The sequence below is a fragment of the Nocardia niwae NBRC 108934 = DSM 45340 genome (genome assembly GCF_001613465.1).
Taxonomy (GTDB): Bacteria; Actinomycetota; Actinomycetes; order Mycobacteriales; family Mycobacteriaceae; genus Nocardia; species Nocardia niwae.
The window spans coordinates 169679-189654 of sequence record NZ_BDCK01000034.1; the positions used below are offsets into that span (position 1 = coordinate 169679).

Annotated in this window: 18 protein-coding genes; 12 read left to right on the top strand and 6 right to left on the bottom strand. The window is 69.1% G+C overall.

Annotation, left to right across the window (positions count from 1 at the left end; genetic code table 11):
• The first annotated feature begins 19 nt into the window (after positions 1-19).
• Positions 20-619 carry a class I SAM-dependent methyltransferase gene (locus NNI01S_RS24580; RefSeq protein WP_063022491.1) on the top strand — a complete coding sequence of 200 codons (600 nt, stop codon included), beginning with the start codon at positions 20-22 and terminating at the stop codon, positions 617-619.
• Here the strand turns inward: NNI01S_RS24580 and rffA are convergent, their stop codons facing one another.
• Positions 620-1759, bottom strand: a complete 1140-nt coding sequence (gene rffA / locus NNI01S_RS24585) for a dTDP-4-amino-4,6-dideoxygalactose transaminase (protein WP_063022492.1) — start codon at positions 1757-1759, stop codon at positions 620-622.
• Positions 1749-2849, bottom strand: a complete 1101-nt coding sequence (locus NNI01S_RS24590) for a glycosyltransferase (RefSeq protein ID WP_063022493.1) — start codon at positions 2847-2849, stop codon at positions 1749-1751. Before NNI01S_RS24590 ends, rffA begins: the two co-directional genes overlap by 11 nt.
• Positions 2850-3118: 269 nt before the next feature.
• On the opposite strand from NNI01S_RS24590, the gene NNI01S_RS24595 reads away from it, so the two are divergent.
• The 6 genes from NNI01S_RS24595 (at position 3119) to NNI01S_RS24620 (ending at position 9631) form a co-directional block, all read left to right on the top strand.
• Positions 3119-5290, top strand: a complete 2172-nt coding sequence (locus NNI01S_RS24595) for a hypothetical protein (protein WP_063917644.1) — start codon at positions 3119-3121, stop codon at positions 5288-5290.
• Positions 5287-5778, top strand: a complete 492-nt coding sequence (locus tag NNI01S_RS24600) for a GtrA family protein (RefSeq protein ID WP_439956143.1) — start codon at positions 5287-5289, stop codon at positions 5776-5778. Before NNI01S_RS24595 ends, NNI01S_RS24600 begins: the two co-directional genes overlap by 4 nt.
• Before the next feature lie 71 nt (positions 5779-5849).
• A complete protein-coding gene (locus NNI01S_RS24605) occupies positions 5850-8102 on the top strand; it encodes a hypothetical protein (protein WP_063022494.1) in 2253 nt (750 codons plus the stop codon).
• 86 nt (positions 8103-8188) lie between these two features.
• On the top strand, positions 8189-8671 hold the full coding sequence (locus NNI01S_RS24610; RefSeq protein WP_063022495.1) for a GtrA family protein: 483 nt from the start codon (positions 8189-8191) through the stop codon (positions 8669-8671).
• A gap of 10 nt (positions 8672-8681) precedes the next feature.
• Positions 8682-8912 carry a Trm112 family protein gene (locus NNI01S_RS24615; RefSeq protein WP_063022496.1) on the top strand — a complete coding sequence of 77 codons (231 nt, stop codon included), beginning with the start codon at positions 8682-8684 and terminating at the stop codon, positions 8910-8912.
• Positions 8913-9196: 284 nt separating this feature from the next.
• Complete coding sequence (locus NNI01S_RS24620; protein ID WP_245676354.1) at positions 9197-9631, top strand: L,D-transpeptidase; 435 nt, start codon at positions 9197-9199, stop codon at positions 9629-9631.
• Positions 9632-9646: 15 nt separating this feature from the next.
• Here the strand turns inward: NNI01S_RS24620 and NNI01S_RS24625 are convergent, their stop codons facing one another.
• The 4 genes from NNI01S_RS24625 to NNI01S_RS24640 form a co-directional block, all read right to left on the bottom strand.
• Positions 9647-10276: a TetR/AcrR family transcriptional regulator gene (locus NNI01S_RS24625; protein WP_063022498.1), complete on the bottom strand. Its 630-nt coding sequence runs from the start codon at positions 10274-10276 to the stop codon at positions 9647-9649.
• Entirely contained in the window at positions 10273-11067 is a 795-nt protein-coding gene (locus NNI01S_RS24630; RefSeq protein ID WP_063022499.1) for an ABC transporter permease, read from the bottom strand. Before NNI01S_RS24630 ends, NNI01S_RS24625 begins: the two co-directional genes overlap by 4 nt.
• Complete coding sequence (locus NNI01S_RS24635) at positions 11064-11795, bottom strand: ABC transporter ATP-binding protein (protein ID WP_063022500.1); 732 nt, start codon at positions 11793-11795, stop codon at positions 11064-11066. Before NNI01S_RS24635 ends, NNI01S_RS24630 begins: the two co-directional genes overlap by 4 nt.
• Before the next feature lie 86 nt (positions 11796-11881).
• Positions 11882-13396, bottom strand: coding sequence for a multicopper oxidase family protein (locus NNI01S_RS24640; RefSeq protein ID WP_063022501.1), 1515 nt, complete (start codon positions 13394-13396; stop codon positions 11882-11884).
• A 223-nt stretch (positions 13397-13619) separates the two neighbouring features.
• On the opposite strand from NNI01S_RS24640, the gene NNI01S_RS24645 reads away from it, so the two are divergent.
• From NNI01S_RS24645 to tyrS, 5 genes are all read left to right on the top strand, one after another.
• Complete coding sequence (locus NNI01S_RS24645) at positions 13620-14792, top strand: NAD(P)/FAD-dependent oxidoreductase (RefSeq protein WP_063022502.1); 1173 nt, start codon at positions 13620-13622, stop codon at positions 14790-14792.
• A 2-nt stretch (positions 14793-14794) separates the two neighbouring features.
• Positions 14795-15685, top strand: coding sequence for an RNA polymerase sigma-70 factor (locus NNI01S_RS24650; RefSeq protein WP_063022503.1), 891 nt, complete (start codon positions 14795-14797; stop codon positions 15683-15685).
• 70 nt (positions 15686-15755) lie between these two features.
• A complete protein-coding gene (locus NNI01S_RS24655) occupies positions 15756-16901 on the top strand; it encodes a low temperature requirement protein A (RefSeq protein WP_063022504.1) in 1146 nt (381 codons plus the stop codon).
• Between the two features lie 356 nt (positions 16902-17257).
• Positions 17258-17899, top strand: a complete 642-nt coding sequence (locus NNI01S_RS24660; protein WP_063022505.1) for a DNA-3-methyladenine glycosylase — start codon at positions 17258-17260, stop codon at positions 17897-17899.
• Positions 17900-18356: 457 nt separating this feature from the next.
• The gene (gene tyrS, locus NNI01S_RS24665) at positions 18357-19646 is read left to right on the top strand and encodes a tyrosine--tRNA ligase (protein WP_063022506.1); all 1290 of its coding nucleotides are present in this window, start codon (positions 18357-18359) and stop codon (positions 19644-19646) included.
• Positions 19647-19976: the final 330 nt, after the last annotated feature.

A 19976-nucleotide genomic window follows, 5' to 3' on the forward strand; every position in this document is an offset into this window, starting at 1 on the left:
GATGGCATAGTGAGTGCCTGTGAGAACGAGCCTCATCTACCGCAACGGGACCGTCTACGAGGTTCTGATGCGCGGGTTGTACGGCAGGCACTACACGGCTCGGTATCGCGCGATCGCGGAACTCGTCCCGGCCGGTGCGAGCGTGGTCGATCTGTGCTGCGGACCCGCGACGCTCTACACCCGCTACCTGCGCCACAAGTCGGTCGACTACACCGGGCTCGATCTGAACGAGCGTTTCGTCGCGCGCGTGAACGAAGCGGGCGGGCGGGGCAGAGTGTGGAACCTGCGTTCCGGTGACGCGCTGCCCGAGGCCGACTACGTCATCATGCAGGCCAGCCTCTATCACTTCCTGCCCGACCCCAGCCCCCTGCTCGATCGGATGCTCATGGCGGCCAATGAGCGTGTGATCGTCGCCGAACCGGTCCGCAACCTCGCGACCAGCGACAATCCGGTCCTCGCCACGATCGGCAAGCGATTCACCGACGCGGGCGACGGTGAGCAGGCGCATCGCTTCACCGAGCGGACACTGGACGAGTTCTTCACGGCGTACGGCCCGAAGGTGGCCCGGCGGTCGCTGATCGCGGGCGGCAGGGAGAAACTCTACGTGCTCACCGCGTGATCAGACGGCGAACGCGGTGACCGCGTCCACCACCCGAGCCACCTGCGCGTCGGTGAGATCCGGCCACAGCGGCAGGCGCACGACGGTCGCGGAGAACTCGGCGCTGCGGGCGCACGCGCGCGGCGTGCGGCCGAGTTTGAAGCCGGCCGGGCTGGAATCCAGCGGTATGTAGTGGAACGGCGCGGAGATGCCCTGCGCGGCGAGGTGTGCGATGAGGTCGTCGCGGCGGCGCTCGGTCGGGGTGCGCAGGTAGTACAGATGCGCGGTGTGCTCGCGATCGGCAGGCACGGACATCAGGCGCACGTCGTTGCGCCGTGCCCAGTCCGGCAGGGCGGCGGCGTAGGCGTCCCACACCCGGTGCCGTCCGGCTTGGATGGCGTCGAACTCGTCCAGCTGCGCGTCGAGCACGGCCGCGTTCAGCTCGCTCGGCAAGTAGCTGGAACCGATGTCCTGCCAGGAGTACTTGTCCACGGCTCCGCGCAGGAACCGGGCCCGGTCGGTGCCCTTCTCCCGGATGATCTCGGCGCGCGCCATCAGGATCTCGTCGGTCAGCAGCAACGCGCCGCCTTCGCCGCAGTGCACGTTCTTGGTGTCGTGGAAGCTGAGCGTGCCCATCGTGCCGATGGTGCCGAGCTTCCTGCCGCGCCAGCTGCCGCCGAGTCCGTGCGCGTTGTCCTCCACGACGGCGACGCCGTGCGCGTTCGCCAGCTCCAGCAGTCCGGCCATGTCCGCGGCGACGCCACCGTAGTGGATGACCACCACTGCCTTCGTGCGCTCGGTGAGCACAGCCGCCACCGATTCCGGGTCGAGATTGCCGGTGGCCGGATCGATGTCGGCGAAGACGCAGGTCGCCCCGCGCAGCGCCATCGAGGTGGCGGTGGAGGTGAAGGCGAAGCTGGGCACGATCACTTCGTCGTCGGGGCCCAGTTCCAGCAGCAGGCCCGCCATTTCCAGCGCGGATGTGCAGGAGGTGGTGAGCAGGGCGTGCGGCGCACCCGTGATCGCCTTCAGCTTCGCGGTGGCCGACGCGGTGAACTGTCCGTCGCCATGGCTGTGATCGGAGGCCAGCACGGCCTCCAGGTTCGCTAGTTCCCGGCGCGCCCGGTACGGGCGGCTGAAGATGACGCGGTCAGTGCTCAACCCGGTCGGTCCCCCTGCTGGCGATGGTGGTGGTCAGTTCCGAAGTGTCGGCCGGACGCGGCGTCGGCGTCTCGACGGTGAGATAGAGGGGCTTGCCCACCAGGATGTGCAAGGCGACGCCCAGGTACTCGGCGATCAGCCCGAGTGAGAACAGCACGGCGCCGGAGCACAGCAGCAGCACCACGATGGTGGAGGCCCAGCCTTCGGGCGCCCAGCCGTCGGTGGTCAGCGCTTCGAACACGACGATCCCGGCCATCACGCCGCCGGCCAGCGCCAAGGTGACGCCGAGCAGGCTGACCAGCCGCAGACCGCGGGTACCGCTGCACAGCACCATCTTCCAGAACAGGGAGAACAGGCGGCGGTAGTTGTAGCCGGATTCGTCCCTGCCTTCGGCGCGCAGCACCACCGGCGCCTGCGCGACGGCGCCGACCACCCAGGTCAGCGCGACGTCCAGGTAGACGCCGTTGGAGGCCACCTCGGCCAGCTGCCTGCCGATGTCCCCGCGGATCAGCCGGTAGCTCTCGAAGCGGGTGGAATCCGGGAACGCGAACAGCGTCGCGAGCACCAGCTTGGCTCCGCGGGAGGTCAGATTGCGCAGGAATCCGTGCGGCCTGGTGTTGCTGGGCTTGGAGTAGACGAGATCGGCGCGCTGTGCCAGCGCGGTATCCAGGAACGTGCTGATGAAGCGGGGGTCGTGCTGGCCGTCCTCATCCATGGTGACGATCCAGTCGCCGGCCGCGACCGACATCCCGGCGATCGTGGCGGCGTCCTGGCCGAAGTTGCGGCTGAGCCAGACGGCGCGCACCGTGGGGTAGGTCCGCTGCAGTTCCTGCAGGACCACGTCGGAGCGGTCCGGGCCGTGATCGTGCACCAGGATGATCTCGGTGACCGCGAACGTGGTGCCGCCGGGGGTCTCGGCCGGGCGGGTGAGGTCGTGCAACTCGGCGACAAGGCCGGCGATCGTGTCCTCACCCCGGTACACCGGCACGACCACCGACACCGTGTGCGGCCGGTCCACGCCGGGCCGCGCCGGTTCACCGTTCGTCGCGGGGGCGCCGGAACGGAGTGTGCGGGCGGAGGGAATCGGCATCAGCTGGATCGACTTTCGAGGACGGTGCGTGCCGGTACTCGTCGCAGGACTGCAGAGCCCGAACCGGTGTGGACTTTAGCACGGTGCGCAGGACGGCCACCGGAGCAGCTGATCATGCCCACATCTTGGTGGCGTCCGCGACCGATGCCAAGCCGAGGGCCGACCTGTAGGGTTTGGAACTCGTGACGGACAGTGCAGTGCCCGGCTCGCGGCCGGATGTCTATTCGCGGCGAGATGTCTACCGGTGGGGGGTCATCACCGCGCTCGGAGTGATCGCGGGTTACCTCGCTGTCCTGCTCGCCAATGCCCGGCATTTCTTCACCGACGACACCGAATCCCAGTACACCTCGCTGTGGGTCGGCCTCGGCCGTGCGCTGCGCGCGGGCGAGTTCCCGGTCATGGTGCCCGAACAGTGGATGTCGGGCAACAACACCATGGACGACGCGGGCCTGTTCAACCCGCCGCAGCTGCTGATCGATCTGATCGCGCCCTCGGTGGACAATGTCGCGCTGTACGCCACCGTCGTGAAGCTGATCTTCTCGATCATCGCCGCGCTCGGCGTGTACCGCGTCTGCCTCGTGTACGGCGGCAGGCCCGCCTGGTCTGCGGTGGCGGGCATCGCGCTGCCGCTGTCGGGCTTCTTCCTCTTCTTCGACGAAGCCAGCTGGATGACCGCGCTCACCGGCACCGCCTGGATGGTGCACGCGTGGGCGGCCTCGGTGCGCTACACCCGCGGTCTCGGCGGGCCCGTCCCCGTGTTCGTCTACCTCTACCTGACCATCTCGACGCAGTACATCTTCCCCGCGGTGGAAGCCGTGCTGATGCTGCTGGCCGTCGCCGTCGGCGAACTCGTGTACCAGCGCAAGTGGCAGCCGGTGCTGCGGCTGACGCTAGCGGCGGGCTGCGCCGGGCTCGCGGGCCTGCTGACCTTCCTGCCGTCGATGCTGTCGGCGAAGGTGACCTGGCGTGGCACCGCGCAGATCAACAACGACCAGTTCCTGACGGTGCCGTGGTCGGAGTCGCTGAACGCCAGCCTGCCCAGCTCGCTGCCTGCTTTCACGTCGTGGTGGGGTTACGTGCAGCCGCTGCCGGTCACCTACATCGCCTGGTTCCTGATTCCCGCTCTCGCGTTCGTCGATTGGCGTCGCGCGCGGGAAGCGTGGCGGGAGCTGAGCGCGGTCGCGATCTTCGCGATGATGATGCTGATGTGGACCGCGGGCCCCGGTTCCATCGGGCCGTTGCGCTGGCCCGCGCGTGTGCTGCCGATGCTGGCCATCGGCCTGCTCGTCCTGGTGTGCGTGCTGCTGGGGCGCTACGGCACGGTGCGGGATCCGAAGAGCCGCGGCATCGCGGCGGCCGTGCTGATCGGTCTGCTGTGGGTGCGCTCGTTCTCCGCCGACCCGCACGACGCGATCTGGCACGTGGTCGCGGCGCTCGCGCTGGCGGCACTGGTCGCTGCGGCGGTGTGGCTCGGACGCACCAAGGGAACCGCGGCGGCGTGCGCGCTGACCATCGTCGCGATGTTCCCGATCGCCTACTTCCAGGTCGACGCCGCGCAACCGACTCCGATGTCGTGGAACCTGCCCGTCAAGCGTTCACAAGCGAAGGCGGCGTTCCCGGATTTCGCGGGCAACACCATCCAGCTGGGCGATCGCGGACTGCTGCAGCCGCAGGACAAGAGCGTCGAAGGCGCTTACGGGTCGCTCGTCTTCGGCAACTACGCCCGGGGTCTCGAGCTCGACTACGTCAACGGGTACACCCCCAGCGGTCACTTCTACTTCGGTGAGCTGCTGTGCATGCGGTGGGACGGCAGCGTGTGCCCCGACGCCTACCGGCGGATGTTCGCGCCGGAGCAGACCACCGGGCGGCCGCTGGTCGATCTGATGAATCTGGATCGTGTGGTGCTGCAGCGGGCGCTGTTCCCCGACGCGCCCGACCGGCCCGCGCCCGAGGGATGGAAGTGGGTCGGCTATCCCGGGCACGAGCGCTACATCGCGGTGCTGGAGCGCGTGGGCGGACCCATCTCGACGACGAACGGCCGCGTGACCGACGCCGAGAAGGTGAGCGCGACGTCGATCTCCGAAACCGACACCACCAGCCGGGTGCGCGTGTCCTCCGCCGAGGGCGGCCGGGTGGTGTTCGCCCGGCTGGGCTGGCCGGGATACCGGGTCACGCTGAACGGGAAGTCGCTTCCGATCACCACGGTCGCCAAGTCCTTCATCGCCGTCGAGGTCCCGGCGGGCACGCAGAACGCCGAACTCGTGCTGACCTGGCGTCCACCCGGCTGGAAGATCGGCATCGCCGCCGCCGTGGCGGGCGTGCTGGGCCTCGGCCTGCTCCAGTGGCTGCATATCCGGTCCCGCCGTCGCGAGGAGCCGGAGGAGGCGGGCGACGCCGAGAGCGCCGAACCGGATCGTGAGCTGGCGGACGTCGTTTCGTGAAGACGAACGCGCGCCCGGTCGCCGTGGAGGCCGACGCCATGGGGGGCACGCCCGCGCCGGGACTGCTGGTGCGGCTGGTCCGGCGACAAGAAGTCGCGTTCGCGATGGTCGGCGCGTGCAACACCCTGCTCGGCATCGCGCTGACCGTCGCGTGGCTGGCGGTGCTGGGCGACGCGTGGCCGCCCGCCGTCGCGGTGGTGCTGGCCTACGCCATCGGCATCGTCGTCGCCTTCGTCTTGCACCGGACGCTCGTGTTCCGGGTCCGTGGCCGCCTGCTGCGCGATTTCGCGGCCTTCGTGGCGGTGAATTCCGGTGGGCTGCTGCTGAATACGGTGCTGTTGTCGCTGGCCGTCTCGGTGCTGCAGCTGCCGCGGATCCCGTCGGCGGTCGTGGTGATGGGCCTGGTGGCGGTCGCCAGCTTCTTCGGCCATCGCTACATCTCGTTTCACCGCAAGCCGGAGGCCGGGGACGGGACCGCGGCGGGATAGCGCCTTCCCGGACAGCTTTCCGGCACTGGCTTGCCCGAACCACACCGCCATGACGGTAGGGTCTGGGACTCGTGGCCGAACGTAGCACCTTCCCTTCCCGCGAAGTCTGGACATGGGGCGTCATCACGGCGCTCGGGGTGGTCGCGGGATACGGTGCGGTTCTACTCGCCAACGTCCGGCATTTCTACACCGACGACACCGAATCGCAGTACGCGCCGCTGTGGGTGATGCTCGGCCGGTACCTGCGTGAGGGACGGCTCCCGGCGCTCGTCCCCGAGCACTGGATGGCGGGCAACTACACCATCGAAGAAGCCGGGCTGCTCAATCCGCCGCAGCTGCTGATCGATCTGATCGCGCCGTCGGTGGACAACCTCGCGCTGTACGCCACCGTGGTGAAACTGATCTTCGCCATCGTCCTCGCGCTCGGCGTCTACCGGATCTGCCTGGCCTACGGCGCGAAGGCGCCCTGGGCGGCGGTCGCGGGCGCCGCCATACCGTTCACCGGATGGCTGCTGTTCTTCGACGAGGCCAGCTGGATGACCGCCTTCACCGGCACCGCCTGGCTGGCACACGCATGGGCCTCCGGCGTGCGGTACGCCCGTGGCCGCGGCGGGCCGATCCCCACCTTCGTCTTCCTGTACCTGGCCATCTCGGTGCAATACATCTTCCCCGCGGTCGAAGCCGGTCTGATGGTGGGCGCCGTCGCGATCGGCGAACTCGTGTACCAGAAGGCGTGGCGTCCGGCGCTGCGCCTGCTGACGGTCGCCGCGTGTGCCGCGCTGGCCGGGTTGGCGACCTACCTGCCGAGCATGCTGTCGGCGAAGGTGACCTGGCGCGGCACCGCGCAGATCAACAACGACCAGTTCCTCACGGTGCCGTGGTCGGAATCGCTGAACGCCAGCCTGCCCACCACGCTGCCCGCGTTCAGCTCCTGGTGGGGTTACGTGCAGCCGATGCCGGTGGTCTACATCGCGTGGTTCCTGGTTCCGGCGCTGGCCTTCGTCGACTGGCGCAAGGCGCTCGGCGCGGCGCGCGAGTTCGTCGCGCCCGCGCTGTTCGCGGTGATGGCGCTGATGTGGACGGCCGGTCCCGGCGCGATCGGCCCGCTGCGCTGGCCCGCGCGGGTGTTGCCGATGGTGGCGCTGGGCCTGCTGGTGCTGGTCTGCGTGCTGCTCGGCCGCTTCGCGACCGTCCAGGACTGGCGGCGGCGCGGCATCGCGGCCGCGGTGCTGATCGGTCTGCTGTGGGTGCGCACGTTCTCGGCCGCGCCCCACGAGGTGATCCGGCACGTCGTCGCGGCGCTCGGGGTGGCCGCGCTCGGCGCCGTCGCGGTATGGCTCGCTCGCAGCCGCGGCGCGGCGGCCGCCTGCGCGTTGATCGTCGTCTCGGTGTTCCCGATCGCGTATCTGCAGGTGTGGAGCGCGCAGCCGACTCCGATGGGCTGGAATCTGCCGGAGAACCGGTCGGCGATGAAGGCCGCGTTCCCCGATTTCCCCGGCACCACGCTGCAACTGGCGGACCGGATGCTCATCCCGCCGCAGGAACGCGATCTGTCCGGCGCGTACGGATCGCTGGTCTTCGGCAACTACGCGAAGGATCTCGAGCTGACCTACGTCAGCGGATACACCCCCAACGGGCACTACTGGTTCGGCGAGACGTTGTGCATGCGCTGGGACACCAGCGTCTGCCCCGATGCCTACCGGCGGGCGTTCGCGACCGAGCCGACCACCGGCCGGACCATCGTCGACCTGATGAAGGTCGACCGGGTCGTGCTGCAGCGCGCCCTCTACCCGGATGCCCGGGAGCAGGCCGCGCCCTCCGGCTGGAAATGGGTCGACTATCCGGGGCACGAGAAGTACATCTTCGTGCTCGAACGCGTCGACGGCCTGATCTCGGCCCGGGACGGCCGGATCGCGGCCGCCCAGGGCGTGACGGCCACGTCGGTCGCCGAATCGGACACGACCAGTCGCGTGCGGGTGAGCTCCCCGGAGGGCGGGCGGGTCGTGTTCGCCCGGCTCGGCTGGCCCGGTTACCGGGCGACGCTCGACGGCCGGGACATCCCCACCGGTCTCGTGGGTAAAACGTTTGTGGCCGTTGATATTCCGGCTGGTACCTCCGGTGATCTGGTGCTGTCCTGGCAACCTCCGGGCCGGTGGATCGGCGTCGCCGCGGCATTGCTCGGCCTGCTCGGCGTCGGCGTGCTGCAATGGGCCTATCTGCGTGGCAGGCGGCGGGGCGGCGGATCGGTCGAAGCGAGCGACGCGCCGTCGCCGCCCGACGCGGCCGCGGCACCCGACACCGACTTGGCCGACGCCGTCCGATGAGCGCGGACGCGGATCGACCCGGTGCGCCGGCGCCGACCGGCGGGCGGTCCGCTGCCGCGAGCCCAGGTGCGTCTGGTGCTTTCGAGATGCGTACCGGAGAAACCACGGTGGTTCCCGCCGACCCCGGTCCGCTGCTGCGCCTGGTGCGTCGCCAGGAGATCGCGTTCGCGATCGTCGGCGTGGTGAACACAGGCCTGGGCATGGCCCTGACGGTGATGTGGCTAGCGGTGCTCGGTGACCGGGCGCCCGCCGCGCTCGCGCCCGCACTGGCCTACAGCATCAGCGTGATCGTGGCGTTCGCCCTGCACCGAACGTTGGTGTTCCGGGTGCGCGGGCGCCTGGTGCGGGATTTCCTAGCGTTCGTCGCGGTGAACTCCGGCGGCCTGGTGCTGAACATGGTGCTGCTGCAGTTGGGGGTCTCGCTTCTGCACCTGCCGAGCATTCCGTCGGCGGTCGCGGTGATGGCGCTGGTGGCGGGCGCGAGCTTCTTCGGTCACCGGCACATCTCGTTCCGCCGGACGCCCGCACTCGAGCCGGACGGTTCTCGGCCGGGGCCGGCCGGAAGGTAGGTTTTCTCCTATGTCTGAGCACACCACCCTGGACGCCACACTGCTGAGCCTGCTGGCCTGCCCGCAGGACAAGGGCCCACTGCGGCTGGTCCATGCCGCCGACGGCAGCGCGCTGCTCTACAACCCGCGCCTGCGCCGGGCATACCCGATCGAGAACGGCATCCCGGTCCTGCTCGTCGACGAGGCCAGGGACGTCACCGACGCCGAGCACGACGCGTTCTCCGCGCAGGCCGACGCCTGACCTCGATACCGCCGTCCCGCTTCGCTCACGACTCGCCCGTCGCCCGGCAACGGATCCGTCACGGTCGTTTTGCGTCCATTGACCGTTCCGAACCGGCTCCGCCATGATCATTTGCACCTCGAAACGGTCCACTCGCTCCAGCGAAGGGGTGACGCGGCCGGGCTGACGAGCGGCACGGGGTGGCGTATGGGAGAGAGGTCGGGAACGTAATGGGCGATTCGCGTTTACGTAACTGGACAGCTCGATGTGCGATTGCCTGCGGGGTCGCGGCGGCGGGATTCACCATGGCGGTGCCCGCACAGGCCGAACCGCTCTGGCCGGGTGGACCGGACATCCCCGGTATGCCCGCGCTGATTCCGCCCCCGCCTCCCGTCGCGCCGTGCTCCACGGCGGCCCGTGCGTGCATGCGGCTGTCCACCGACGAAGCCTGGCTGATGGACGAGGGCAAGGTGGTCTACGGCCCCACGCCGATCTCACACGGGATGCCGGGATACGAGACGCCGCCCGGAGTCTTCCACGTGTCGTTCAAGCAGGAATTCCACTGGAGCACCATGCACAACGCTCCGATGCCGTACGCGACCTTCTTCAACGGCGACATAGCCTTTCACGTCGGCCCGATCGAGAAGAAGTCGCACGGCTGCGTCCGGATGACCCACGAGGGAGCCAAGGCGTTCTACGAGTACCTGTGGCCGGGTGACGTCGTCGAAGTCGTGGAGTGACGGCACAGCCGGCGCTCACGGCCCGATGTCTCCGGTCAGATAGCGCTGCAGCGTCGGGCCCACCGCGGTGACCACATCGGCCGCGGGCATCGAGGCCAGCGGTTCGATCCCGACGATCTTGCGGCCCACCAGCACGCCGAGCATCTGCGAGGCGACCAGGCCGATCCGGGCCCGGCCGTCGTCCTCCGGGGTGGCGATGCGCAGGCGGACGCGTTCCAGCACGACCTCCAACAGGAACCTCCTGGCCAGGGACGGGTCGTCGCTCCCGGCCAGGATGCTGCGCACCACGGCGATCAGGCCCGGTCCCGCGGGCGAGTCCCACACCCCGAGCACCGCGTGAATGATGGTCTCGCCCAAGCGTTCCAACGGCGCGGCCTCGATGATGCGCAGGGTGGCCTCGGGATTCACCGGAAATTCCACCACCGCGGCGAAGAGCTGTTGCTTGGTGCCGAAGTAGTGGTGCACCAGGGCCGGATCCACCCCCGCGTCGGTGGCGACCGCGCGCACCGAGGTCTTGTCGAAACCCGCGTCGGCGAAACGGGCGCGGGCGGCCGCGAGGATGGCCTCGCGGGCGCCCGATCGCCCCGGACGGCGGCCGGTGCGGGCAGGCCGCTCGGCGTCGCCGGAACCGTTGCCCGCCGTCACGTGGTCCGCCGTCGTAGCGTGGCCGCGCCCAGGCACAGGGCGACGATCGCGAAACCGGCGACGATGGCCAGATCACGCCACATCTGGCCGGTGACCTCCGGATGCGTCGAAACCTGTTGGAGCGCGTCGACCGCGTAGCTCAACGGCATCACGTTGCTGATCACCTCCAGCCAATCGGGCAGCTGGCCGCGGGGAACGAGCAAGCCGCACAGGAAGATCTGCGGCGCGACCACGACCGGCATGAACTGTACGGCCTGGAATTCGGTGCGCGCGAACGCGCTTGCCAGCAGTCCCAGCGCCACCCCGCATACCGCGTCGATCACCGCGATCAGCACCACCCAGCTCGGGCTACCTGCCGCGTCGAGCCCGAGCAACCCGAACGAGACCAGGCAGGCCACGATCGCCTGCGCGGCGGCGGCCAGCGAGAACGCGGTGCCGTATCCGGCGAGCAGGTCGAGTTTCGACAGCGGCGTGGACAGCAGTCGCTCCAGCGTGCCCGAGGTGCGTTCGCGTTGCATGGCGATCGCGGTGATCAGGAACATCACGATGAACGGCAGGATCCCGAGCATGCTGATGCCCACACGATCGAACAGCGAGACCGGGTTCAGCGGATTGGTCGGAGTGTCCTTGTAGATGAAATACAGCAGCGCCATCAGCAGCGCGGGAACCACCAGGATCATCGCGACGGTGCGGTGGTCGTTGCGCAGCTGCCGCAGGATGCGACCGGTCGTCGCGGCGTAGGGGCGAAGCGTCGGCGTCCGGCGGGGTGCGGCTTCGGAGAGGGCGGTCATGCGTTCTGTCCCATCGTGATCAAGGTGAGGAAAGCGGTCTCCAAGTTCTGCTCACCGGTCCGCGTGCGCAGCTCGTCGGGGCTGAGCTGGGCGAGCAACTGCCCCTCGCGCATCAGCAGCAGGCGGTCGCAGTGTTCGGCCTCGTCCATCACGTGACTGGACACCAGCAAGGTCGTCCCGTTCGCGGCCAGCTCGTGGAACTGCTTCCACAGCTCGACGCGCAGCACCGGATCCAGGCCGACGGTCGGCTCGTCCAGCACAAGCAGTTGCGGCTGGGCGACCAGCGCGCAGGCCAGGGACGCGCGCGTCTTCTGCCCGCCGGACAGTTCGTCACCGCGCTGCTGGGCGTGATCGGTCAGGCCGACCGCCGTGATCGCGTCGTCGACGTCGGCGCGGTCGCGGCCGTAGAGCGCGGCGAAGTACGTGACGTTCTCGCGGACGCTGATGTCGTTGTAGATGCTCGGCGCCTGGGTGACGTAGCCGATCAGGTGGCGCAGCGCCGCCGAGCCCGCCGGGCGGCCGAGCGCGCTGACCTCGCCCGATTCGATGATCTGAGTGCCGACGATGGCGCGCATCAGCGTTGTCTTGCCGCATCCGGACGGGCCGAGCAGGCCGGTGATCGTTCCGCGCGGGATGGTGAGCGAGACGTCGTGCAGTACTTCGCGTCCGCCGCGGTGGACCCGCAGGTTCTTCACCTCGACGGCGGGGGATGGGGTGGCTTGCGACACGGTCGCCTCAATTCATCGAGTGTTGAATTCACTATGCGATGAATTTATCGCGGTCGTGCTGAACAGGCAAGAGCGGAGGCGTGGAATCAGTGGCCGTGGTGCGCCGGGGGTGTTCCCGCGGTCTGTCCCGGCTCGACGACCACGAATTGGCCCATCATGCCGAGGTCCTCGTGCCAGAGCAGGTGACAGTGGTACATGTACGGGGTGTCCGGATCGGCCGGGCCGTCGAACCGTATGGCCAGTCGAACCGTGCTGTCCGGCGGCAGGAAGACGGTGTCCTTCGGACCGGTCGCTGCCGCGGGCGCGGGACCGTCGTTCATCGCGAGCACGCGGAATTGCACGTCGTGGATGTGGAAGTTGTGCGGCATGCCGTCGTTGTTGCGCACCACCCAGGTCTCCGTGGTGCCGCGCGTGACCGCGAAGTCGATGCGATCCATCGCCATCGGGGTGCCGTTGATCCCGGCGAGATTCAGGTCGAAATGCCGTTCCCGGACCGAGTCGCCGCCATCCGGCGTCGTCGAAGACGCCAAGGCCGCGGGCAGTTCCGGTGACGGCCGCAGCGTATCGGCCGCGCGCAGTTCGAGGACGTCGAAGGTGTCGTCGCCGCCGGCGAAACGCTGGGTCCAGAAGTCGAGTCCCGCGTCGAGTTCGCCGCTGCGCAGCGCGATGCGCTCACCCGCCCGCATCCGCACCACGATCTCGGCCCGTTCTCCCGGCGACAGCCGCAGCCGGTCCTGAGCGCTCGGTCGTTCCAGCAATCCGCCGTCGGTCGCGACGAGCGCGAACGGTCGCCCGTCGGCGAACTCGAACGTGTAGACCCGGGCGGTGGAGGCGTTGAGCAGGCGCAGCCGGACGAGCTCGTCGCCGACGTTCCGGTAGGGCGCGAGCGTTCCGTTGACCATGGTCCGATCACCGAGGAATCCGACATCGCGGAACATCCCGTGCGAGGAGTCGAACGCCGCGCCGTCGAATTTCACGTCCTGCACGATCACCGGCAGATCGTCGACGCCGTAATTCGAGGGGAGGGGCAGGGCGGTGGACACGTCGTCGTCGAGCAGGAACAGGCCCGCCAGCCCGCGGCGCACGTGGGCTTCGGTCGCGCCGTGTGGATGGGGGTGGTACCAGAGCGTCGCGGCGGGCTGGTCAACGGTCCACTGCGGCGTCCAAGCGGCGCCGGGCGCCACCATCTGGTGCGGGCCGCCGTCCATCGCCGCGGGCAGGTGCATGCCGTGCCAGTGCACGGTGGAGGCCTCCGGCAAGTTGTTGCGCACGGTGACCGCCACCGTCTCCCCGCGCCGCGCCCGCAGGGTCGGACCGAGGTAGTCGCCGTTGAACCCCCAGGTCTGCGTGGCCCGGCCGGGAAGGAACTCTTGCTGCCCGGCGCGCATGTCGAGGTCGAAGGTGCGCGTGCCGTCGGCGCCGACCCGTGACGGCGCCAGCGCGGGGATGGCGAGTTCGTTCCGGAATTCCGTCTTGCCTGCGGTGGATACGACCGCCCCGGCGTAGACCCAGGCAACGCCGGCGAGGATCAGGACCGGCAAGGCCGCGAGGCAGACGACAACGACGAGCAACCGCCTGCGCGGCCGGGAATCCGAAGACATGGGCCGACGGTAGGAATCCGCAGTGCGGCAACGCATCCGGAAGCGTCCCGATTTACTCCCCGATCCGCCCCTGAGGCCGCTGTCGCGACCCTCGGGGTGTACCCGCTCGACAAGTGTGATGCAGAACACAGCACGGGGTGTCACGTTCCGAGCCCGTCATCTGTCCCATGGTCGTCACTATCCGTCAACCCTGCCTCGGTGACCCGATCATTGGAGTACTGCCATGAACACCGAACATCGAATCGTCATCCTCGGCGGCGGCTACACCGGCATGCTCGCCGCCGTGCGGCTGGCCCGGCGCACGCGTGCGATGGATGTCCGGATCACGCTGGTCAACCCGTCGGCGCGGTTCACCGAGCGCCTGCGCATGCACCAGGTTGCCGCCGGGCAAGAGCTGGCGGATCACCGGATTCCCGCCCTGCTGGAGGGCACCGGCGTCACCTTCGTTCAGGGCTGGGCCACGGCCATCGATCCGGTGGGCCGAGAAGTGACCGTCGACGGTACGACCCGCCTTCCCTACGACGAACTGATCTACGCCCTGGGCAGCGCGGCCGATACGAGCATCGTGCCCGGTGCCGCCGACCATGCGTGGACCCTCGACAATCCCGCCACCGCACACCGGTTCGCCGAGCGTCTCGCCGAGGTGGCGGCGCGCGGCGGCGCCGTCGCGGTCTGCGGCGGCGGCCTGACCGGCATCGAGGCGGCGGCCGAACTCGCCGAGAGTCATCCCGGCGCGCGCGTCACGCTGATCAGCACGGGTGAACCCGGGGGCATGATGGGGACGAAGGCCCGCGCCTACCTGCACCGGGCGCTCGACCGGCTCGGCGTCACCCGCGCGACCGGCCGGGCGGTGGTGAAGGTGCTGCCCGACGCGGTCGAACTGGCCGGCGGCGAGCTCGTGCCCACCGACCTGACGCTGTGGACGGCGGGTGTCCGGGTAGCTCCGCTGGCCGCGCAGGCGGGCATCGAGACCGACCGGCGCGGACTGATCGTCGTCGACCCCACCCTGAAGTCGGTGTCGCATCCGACCGTCCACGCCATCGGCGACGCCGCCGCGGTTCGTCAGGCGTGGGGGCAGATCCACGGCACCTGCCAGAGCGGGCTGCCCACGGCCGCTTACACCGCGGACGTCATCGCGCGGCAGCTGCGCGGCAAGCGTGTGCGGCCGTTCCGCTTCGGCTACTTCCACCAGCCGGTCAGCCTGGGCCGCAAGGACGCGGTAATCCAATTCACGAAGGCCGACGACCGTCCGCGCCGCGCCTACCTGACCGGCCGCGCCGCCGTCTTCTACAAGGAAACCGTCAGCAGCAGCCCGGTGCCGACCTTCGCGCTGAGCAAGCACATGACGGTATCGGTAGCGCTGTCCAAAGGCGGCCGCGCCACCAGGAGAATCTAGCCATGGCCGACCGGACATCCGAGCAAGACCCTTTCCTGGAACATCGGCGTCTGCTGTTCGCCACCGCGTACCGGATGCTGGGCACCGTCACCGATGCGGAGGACGTTTTGCAGGACGCCTGGCTGAAGTGGAACGACACCGACCGTTCCACGGTGCGGCAGCCGAAGTCCTATCTGGTGCGCACGGTCACCAATCTGTCGCTCAATCGGCTGACCTCGGCCAAGGCCACCCGCGAGAACTACGTCGGGCCCTGGCTGCCCGAGCCCTTGCTCACCTCACCAGGCATCGCCGAGGAGACCGAATTGGCCGATACCGTTTCCACAGCGATGCTGGTGGTCCTGGAAACCCTCGGACCCGTCGAACGCGCGGTTTTCCTGTTGCGCGAGGTGTTCGGCTACACCCACGCCGAGATCGCCGAGACGCTGGACCGGCCGGAGGCCGCGATCCGGCAGATCGCGCACCGCGCCAAGCAGCACGTGCAATCCCGCCGCCCCCGCTTCGACACCGACAAGGCGCAACGCGACGGCGTCACCGCCCGATTCATGGCCGCGTGTTCCGGCGGCGATCTCAACGCGCTGATGGATCTGCTCGCCCCGGATGTCGTCTCGTGGTCGGACGGCGGCGGGGTGGTCACCGCGGCGCGCCGCCCGTTGTACGGCCCCGATCACGTGGCGCGCTGGATTCTGGGCGTGCTGGCCAAGCCGATCGTCGCCGGATTCGTCCTCGAATCCGCCCATATCAACGGCGAACTCGGTGCGCTCGCACGCCTCGGCGGCCAACCGGTGGCCGCGTTCACCTACGACATCGTCGACGGACGCATCCGGAATCTCCGATTCCAGGTCAACCCGTACAAGCTGAAGGGTCTCTCCATGGGAGCCGACACCCTCGGGTGACCCTCGCAACGGACAGAACCGACTGGCCGGTCTTCAGGCGGCGTGGCGGTGGCCGTTCTAGGCTCCAGCCGTGACCAACCAGAGTGCCCTGTCCGCCGACGGCGGCCAGGTGCGAGCCTCGACGCTCGAGCTGTTCTTCGATCTCGTCTTCGTCCTCACCATCACTCAGCTCTCGCACGTCTACACGCACCATCCGGGCTGGCAAGCGCTCGGCCAGGTGGCGTTGCTGTTCGGGTTGATCTGGTGGATGTACTCCGGCTACGTCTGGCTCACCAACGAGGTCGCGCCGAACAGTTCGACCCGGCGCACCTGGCTGCTGGTCGGCATGTTCGCGTTCTTTGTTCTGGCCCTGGCGATCCCGGACGCGTTCCACGGCACCGGCATCGCCTTCGGGCTCGGATACGTCCTGGTCAACGCCGTGCACACCGCGCTGTTCGCTTCGGCGGGCGGCGCGTCGGCCACCACCGCGATCCGGCGCATCGGTCCACTGAACGCGGTGGCCGCCGCGCTCGTGCTCGCGGGCGGGTTCGCGCACGGCTGGGTGCAGTACGCATGCTGGGCCTCGGCGTTCGCGGTCCAGGTGATCAGTCCCTACCTCGTCGACACCGGGGACTTCGTGGTCCGCGCCAGTCACTTCTGCGAACGGCACGGACTGGTCGTGATCGTCGCGATCGGCGAATCCATCGTCGCCATCGGCGCCGGTCTGGCCGGAGAGCGGATCACCGTGCAGCTGATCGCCACCGTGGGTCTCGGCCTCTGCCTGGCCTACGTCCTGTGGTGGGCGTACTTCGGCGTCGACGACGAGCGGGGCGAGCACGCGCTGGCCGCGGTGTCGGACCGGGAACGCTCCCGGCCTGCCGTGCTGGCTTACGGCTACGCCCTGTACCCCCTGCTGATCGGCGTCATCGTGGCCGCGGCGGGCATTCAGATGAGCATCGCTCACGGACACGAAGCCACCTCGGTCGCTGTGGCCGCGGCGCTCTCCGGCGGCGTCGCGCTGTACTTCCTCGGCCAGTTCTCCTTCCGCCTGGCTCTGCGGCTGCCGCGCCCCTGGGCCCGCCTGCTCGCGGCACTCGCGGTGGCGGCGACCACTCCGATCGGCGTCTACTGGGTGTCCTGGGCGCAGTTGGCCGCGATCGTCGTCGTGGGCTACGCCGCCGTGATCGCGGACGATCTGTTCACCCTGCGGTCCGGCGAGCACAGCGCGTACTTCTGACCGGCCGATGGAGTAGGCGGCGTTCGTAGTAGTGGGTCGCGCCACACTGGCTGCCGCATGCCAGGCGCGCGTCATCCAGTCCGATCGGCGTCTACCGAGTGTCCTGGGCGCCGATCGTCGGCGATCGTCGTGGGCTACGCCGCCGTGATCGCGGACGATCTGTTCACCCTGCGGTCCGGCGAGCACAGCAGGTACTTCTGACCGGCCGAGAGGGAAGGCGGCGCAGGCTTGTAGCAGGGGAAGCCCGCACTCGGTTGCCGGGCCCGCGTCGTCCCTGCGCGACACAGCTCCCGGCTCGGCAGGCCGTGCCGAAAGGCGACCGGCTGGGCGAAACCTCGTCGTACCCGTCGAGGACAATGGCGGCTGTGTGTGCCCACTCTGTCGAGGAACTTGCCGTCGAACCTCCTGCCGCCGCCCGGCGCCTGCTCGGGGCGACCTTGTGGTCGGGCCCGGTCGGTGTGCGGATCGTCGAAGTAGAGGCCTATGGGGGAGACCCGGCGGGACCCTGGCCCGATCCGGCTTCGCACTCCGGGCGCGGCCGGACCAAGCGCAATGACGTGATGTTCGGCCCCGCCGGCGTGCTGTACGTCTATCTCAGCTACGGCATGCATACCTGTATCAATGTGACGAGCGGGCCGGACGGCGTCGCCAGTGCGGCGCTGATCCGCTCCGGCGAGGTCGTCGAGGGCCTGGAAGCGGTGCGTGCGCGACGTCCGGGCGCGCGCTCCGAACCCGATTTGGCCCGGGGTCCGGGCAACCTCGGCGGTGCGCTGGGAATCACGTTGAGCGACTATGGAACTCGTCTGTTCGACCCGTCGTCACCGCTCCGGCTGGAATTGCACAGTCCGGTGGAGACGGACGAGATCGCGAGTGGTCCGCGGGTCGGCGTCAGCAGCGCGGCGGACGTGCCTTGGCGTTTCTGGCTCCCGGATTCGCGGGCGGTGTCGGTCTACCGCCGCAGCCCGCGTGCTCCGCAGCCCGCCGCGAAGTCGGCCTGACGAGGCGGCGGAAGTCTTCGCCGAGTGATCAGTTCCCGTGCGGCTGGTGTTGCCCAGGTGCCGCGGGCGCTGGGATCGGCTCGCAGACGGCGTTCCGGCACGCGGGACGGTTCGATCGCGCCGCGAAACTATCCGACGCAGCGCCGTCTCGACTCCTGCGCCCGGCCCTCGACGAGACTGCCCCCCGTGCCGATGCGGCCGAGCTTCCTGCCGCGCCAGCTGCCGCCGAGCCCGTGCACACTGTCCTCCACGACGGCGACACCGACCGGGACATCGGCGGACCGGCCCGAGTCGGGATCGGATCGAGCGCCGGACGTCGCGCACGTGTGTCGACCATGCGAACGATTCCTGCCGACATCGCGGCCCGACTCACCGAAAGCATTCGACCGACCCCCACCGCGCCACGACACTGAGGTGCGCACGAGGCCCCGGACCTCGTGCGGAAAGATAGGACATCGTGAGCGGCGACATCATCGACGAACTGACCTGGCGCGGTCTGATCGCGCAGTCCACCGACCTGGATGCCTTGCGTGCGGCGGCGGCCGCCGGGCCGCTGACCTTGTATGCCGGTTTCGATCCCACCGCCGCCAGCCTGCACGCGGGCCACTTGGTGCCATTGCTCGCGCTGAAGCGTTTCCAGCGCGCCGGGCACCGCCCGATCGTGCTGGCCGGTGGCGCCACCGGGCTCATCGGCGACCCGCGCGACGTCGGCGAACGGATCATGAACTCCACCGACACCGTCGCGAGCTGGGCCGATCGGATTCGGTCCCAGCTGGAGCGATTCGTCGACCTGGACGACTCGCCGACCGGCGCGATCATCGCCAACAACATGGACTGGACCGGCCCGCTGAGCGCCGTCGACTTCCTGCGCGATGTCGGCAAGCACTTCTCGGTGAACGTCATGCTGGCGCGCGACACCGTCAAGCGGCGCCTGGACGGCGAGGGCATCTCCTACACCGAGTTCAGCTACATGCTCCTGCAGGCCAACGACTACCTGCAGCTGCGCCGCAACTACGGCTGCACCCTGCAGGTGGGCGGCTCCGACCAGTGGGGCAACATCATCGCGGGGGTCGAACTCAACCGCCGGGTGGACGGCGCCTCCGTGCACGCCCTGACCGTTCCGCTGGTGACCTCGGCGGACGGCAAGAAGTTCGGGAAATCCACCGGTGGCGGCAGTCTGTGGCTCGATCCAGAGATGACCAGCCCGTACGCCTGGTACCAGTACTTCGTGAACACGGCGGACGCCGACGTGGTGCGCTACCTGCGCTGGTTCACCTTCCTGACCCGCGAGGAACTGGACGAACTCGAGCGGGCGACCGCGGAGCGCCCGCACGCCAGAGAGGCGCAGCGCAGGCTCGCCGCCGAGATGACCACTCTGGTGCACGGGGAGTCGCACACCTCTGCGGTGCAACTGGCCAGCCAGGCGTTGTTCGGCCGCGGCGAACTGCGGGAACTCGACGAGGCGACTCTCGGCGCGGCACTGCGCGAAGCGGCGGTCGACGGTGAGGTGGCGCAGATCAAGGCCGGCGAGCCGAACACCATCGTGGATCTGCTCGTCGCTAGCGGCCTGTCCGAGAGCCGCGGCGCCGCCAGGCGCGCGGTGAACGAAGGTGGCGCCGCGGTGAACAACGTGAAGATCTCCGATATCGACTGGACTCCGGCGGATGCCGACTACCTGCACGGACGCTGGCTTGTCCTGCGGCGTGGCAAGAAGAACCTCGCCGGGGTTCTGCGGGCAGGGGCGTGAAGATCGCGGTGGCTTGAATCACATCCGTGTGATTCAAGCCGTCCATCACTGCGTTCACGTCGTGCTGACCTGCGGAAACGCCGGTTTGTTCAGGCGATTTGACGTAGCGTTATCCGCCGCGTAACTTATTCCAAGTCAGAGCGACACGGACACCAACCCGGAGCCGAGGCGAGGCGGAGACGCCGAGCGGGACCGGGAAACGAGGTAGGACGAGGAGCGCCTGGTAGCTCAGTCCAACGCGGATCTTCCGATAGTCTTGACTTCGGTTGACTGCTTGGTTAGGCTGGGAAAGTTGCCTCACAGAAGGTCCGGTTGAGACTGGCCCGGATG

What these genes read in the sequence shown, in the direction of transcription:
- NNI01S_RS24590 (WP_063022493.1), bottom strand. Translation starts at nt 2,849, where the DNA reads ATGCCGATTCCCTCCGCCCGCACACTCCGTTCCGGCGCCCCCGCGACG.
- NNI01S_RS24610 (WP_063022495.1), top strand. Translation starts at nt 8,189, where the DNA reads ATGCGTACCGGAGAAACCACGGTGGTTCCCGCCGACCCCGGTCCGCTG.
- NNI01S_RS24615 (WP_063022496.1), top strand. Translation starts at nt 8,682, where the DNA reads ATGTCTGAGCACACCACCCTGGACGCCACACTGCTGAGCCTGCTGGCC.
- NNI01S_RS24620 (WP_245676354.1), top strand. Translation starts at nt 9,197, where the DNA reads ATGGCGGTGCCCGCACAGGCCGAACCGCTCTGGCCGGGTGGACCGGAC.
- NNI01S_RS24630 (WP_063022499.1), bottom strand. Translation starts at nt 11,067, where the DNA reads ATGACCGCCCTCTCCGAAGCCGCACCCCGCCGGACGCCGACGCTTCGC.
- NNI01S_RS24640 (WP_063022501.1), bottom strand. Translation starts at nt 13,396, where the DNA reads ATGTCTTCGGATTCCCGGCCGCGCAGGCGGTTGCTCGTCGTTGTCGTC.
- NNI01S_RS24645 (WP_063022502.1), top strand. Translation starts at nt 13,620, where the DNA reads ATGAACACCGAACATCGAATCGTCATCCTCGGCGGCGGCTACACCGGC.
- NNI01S_RS24650 (WP_063022503.1), top strand. Translation starts at nt 14,795, where the DNA reads ATGGCCGACCGGACATCCGAGCAAGACCCTTTCCTGGAACATCGGCGT.
- NNI01S_RS24660 (WP_063022505.1), top strand. Translation starts at nt 17,258, where the DNA reads ATGGCGGCTGTGTGTGCCCACTCTGTCGAGGAACTTGCCGTCGAACCT.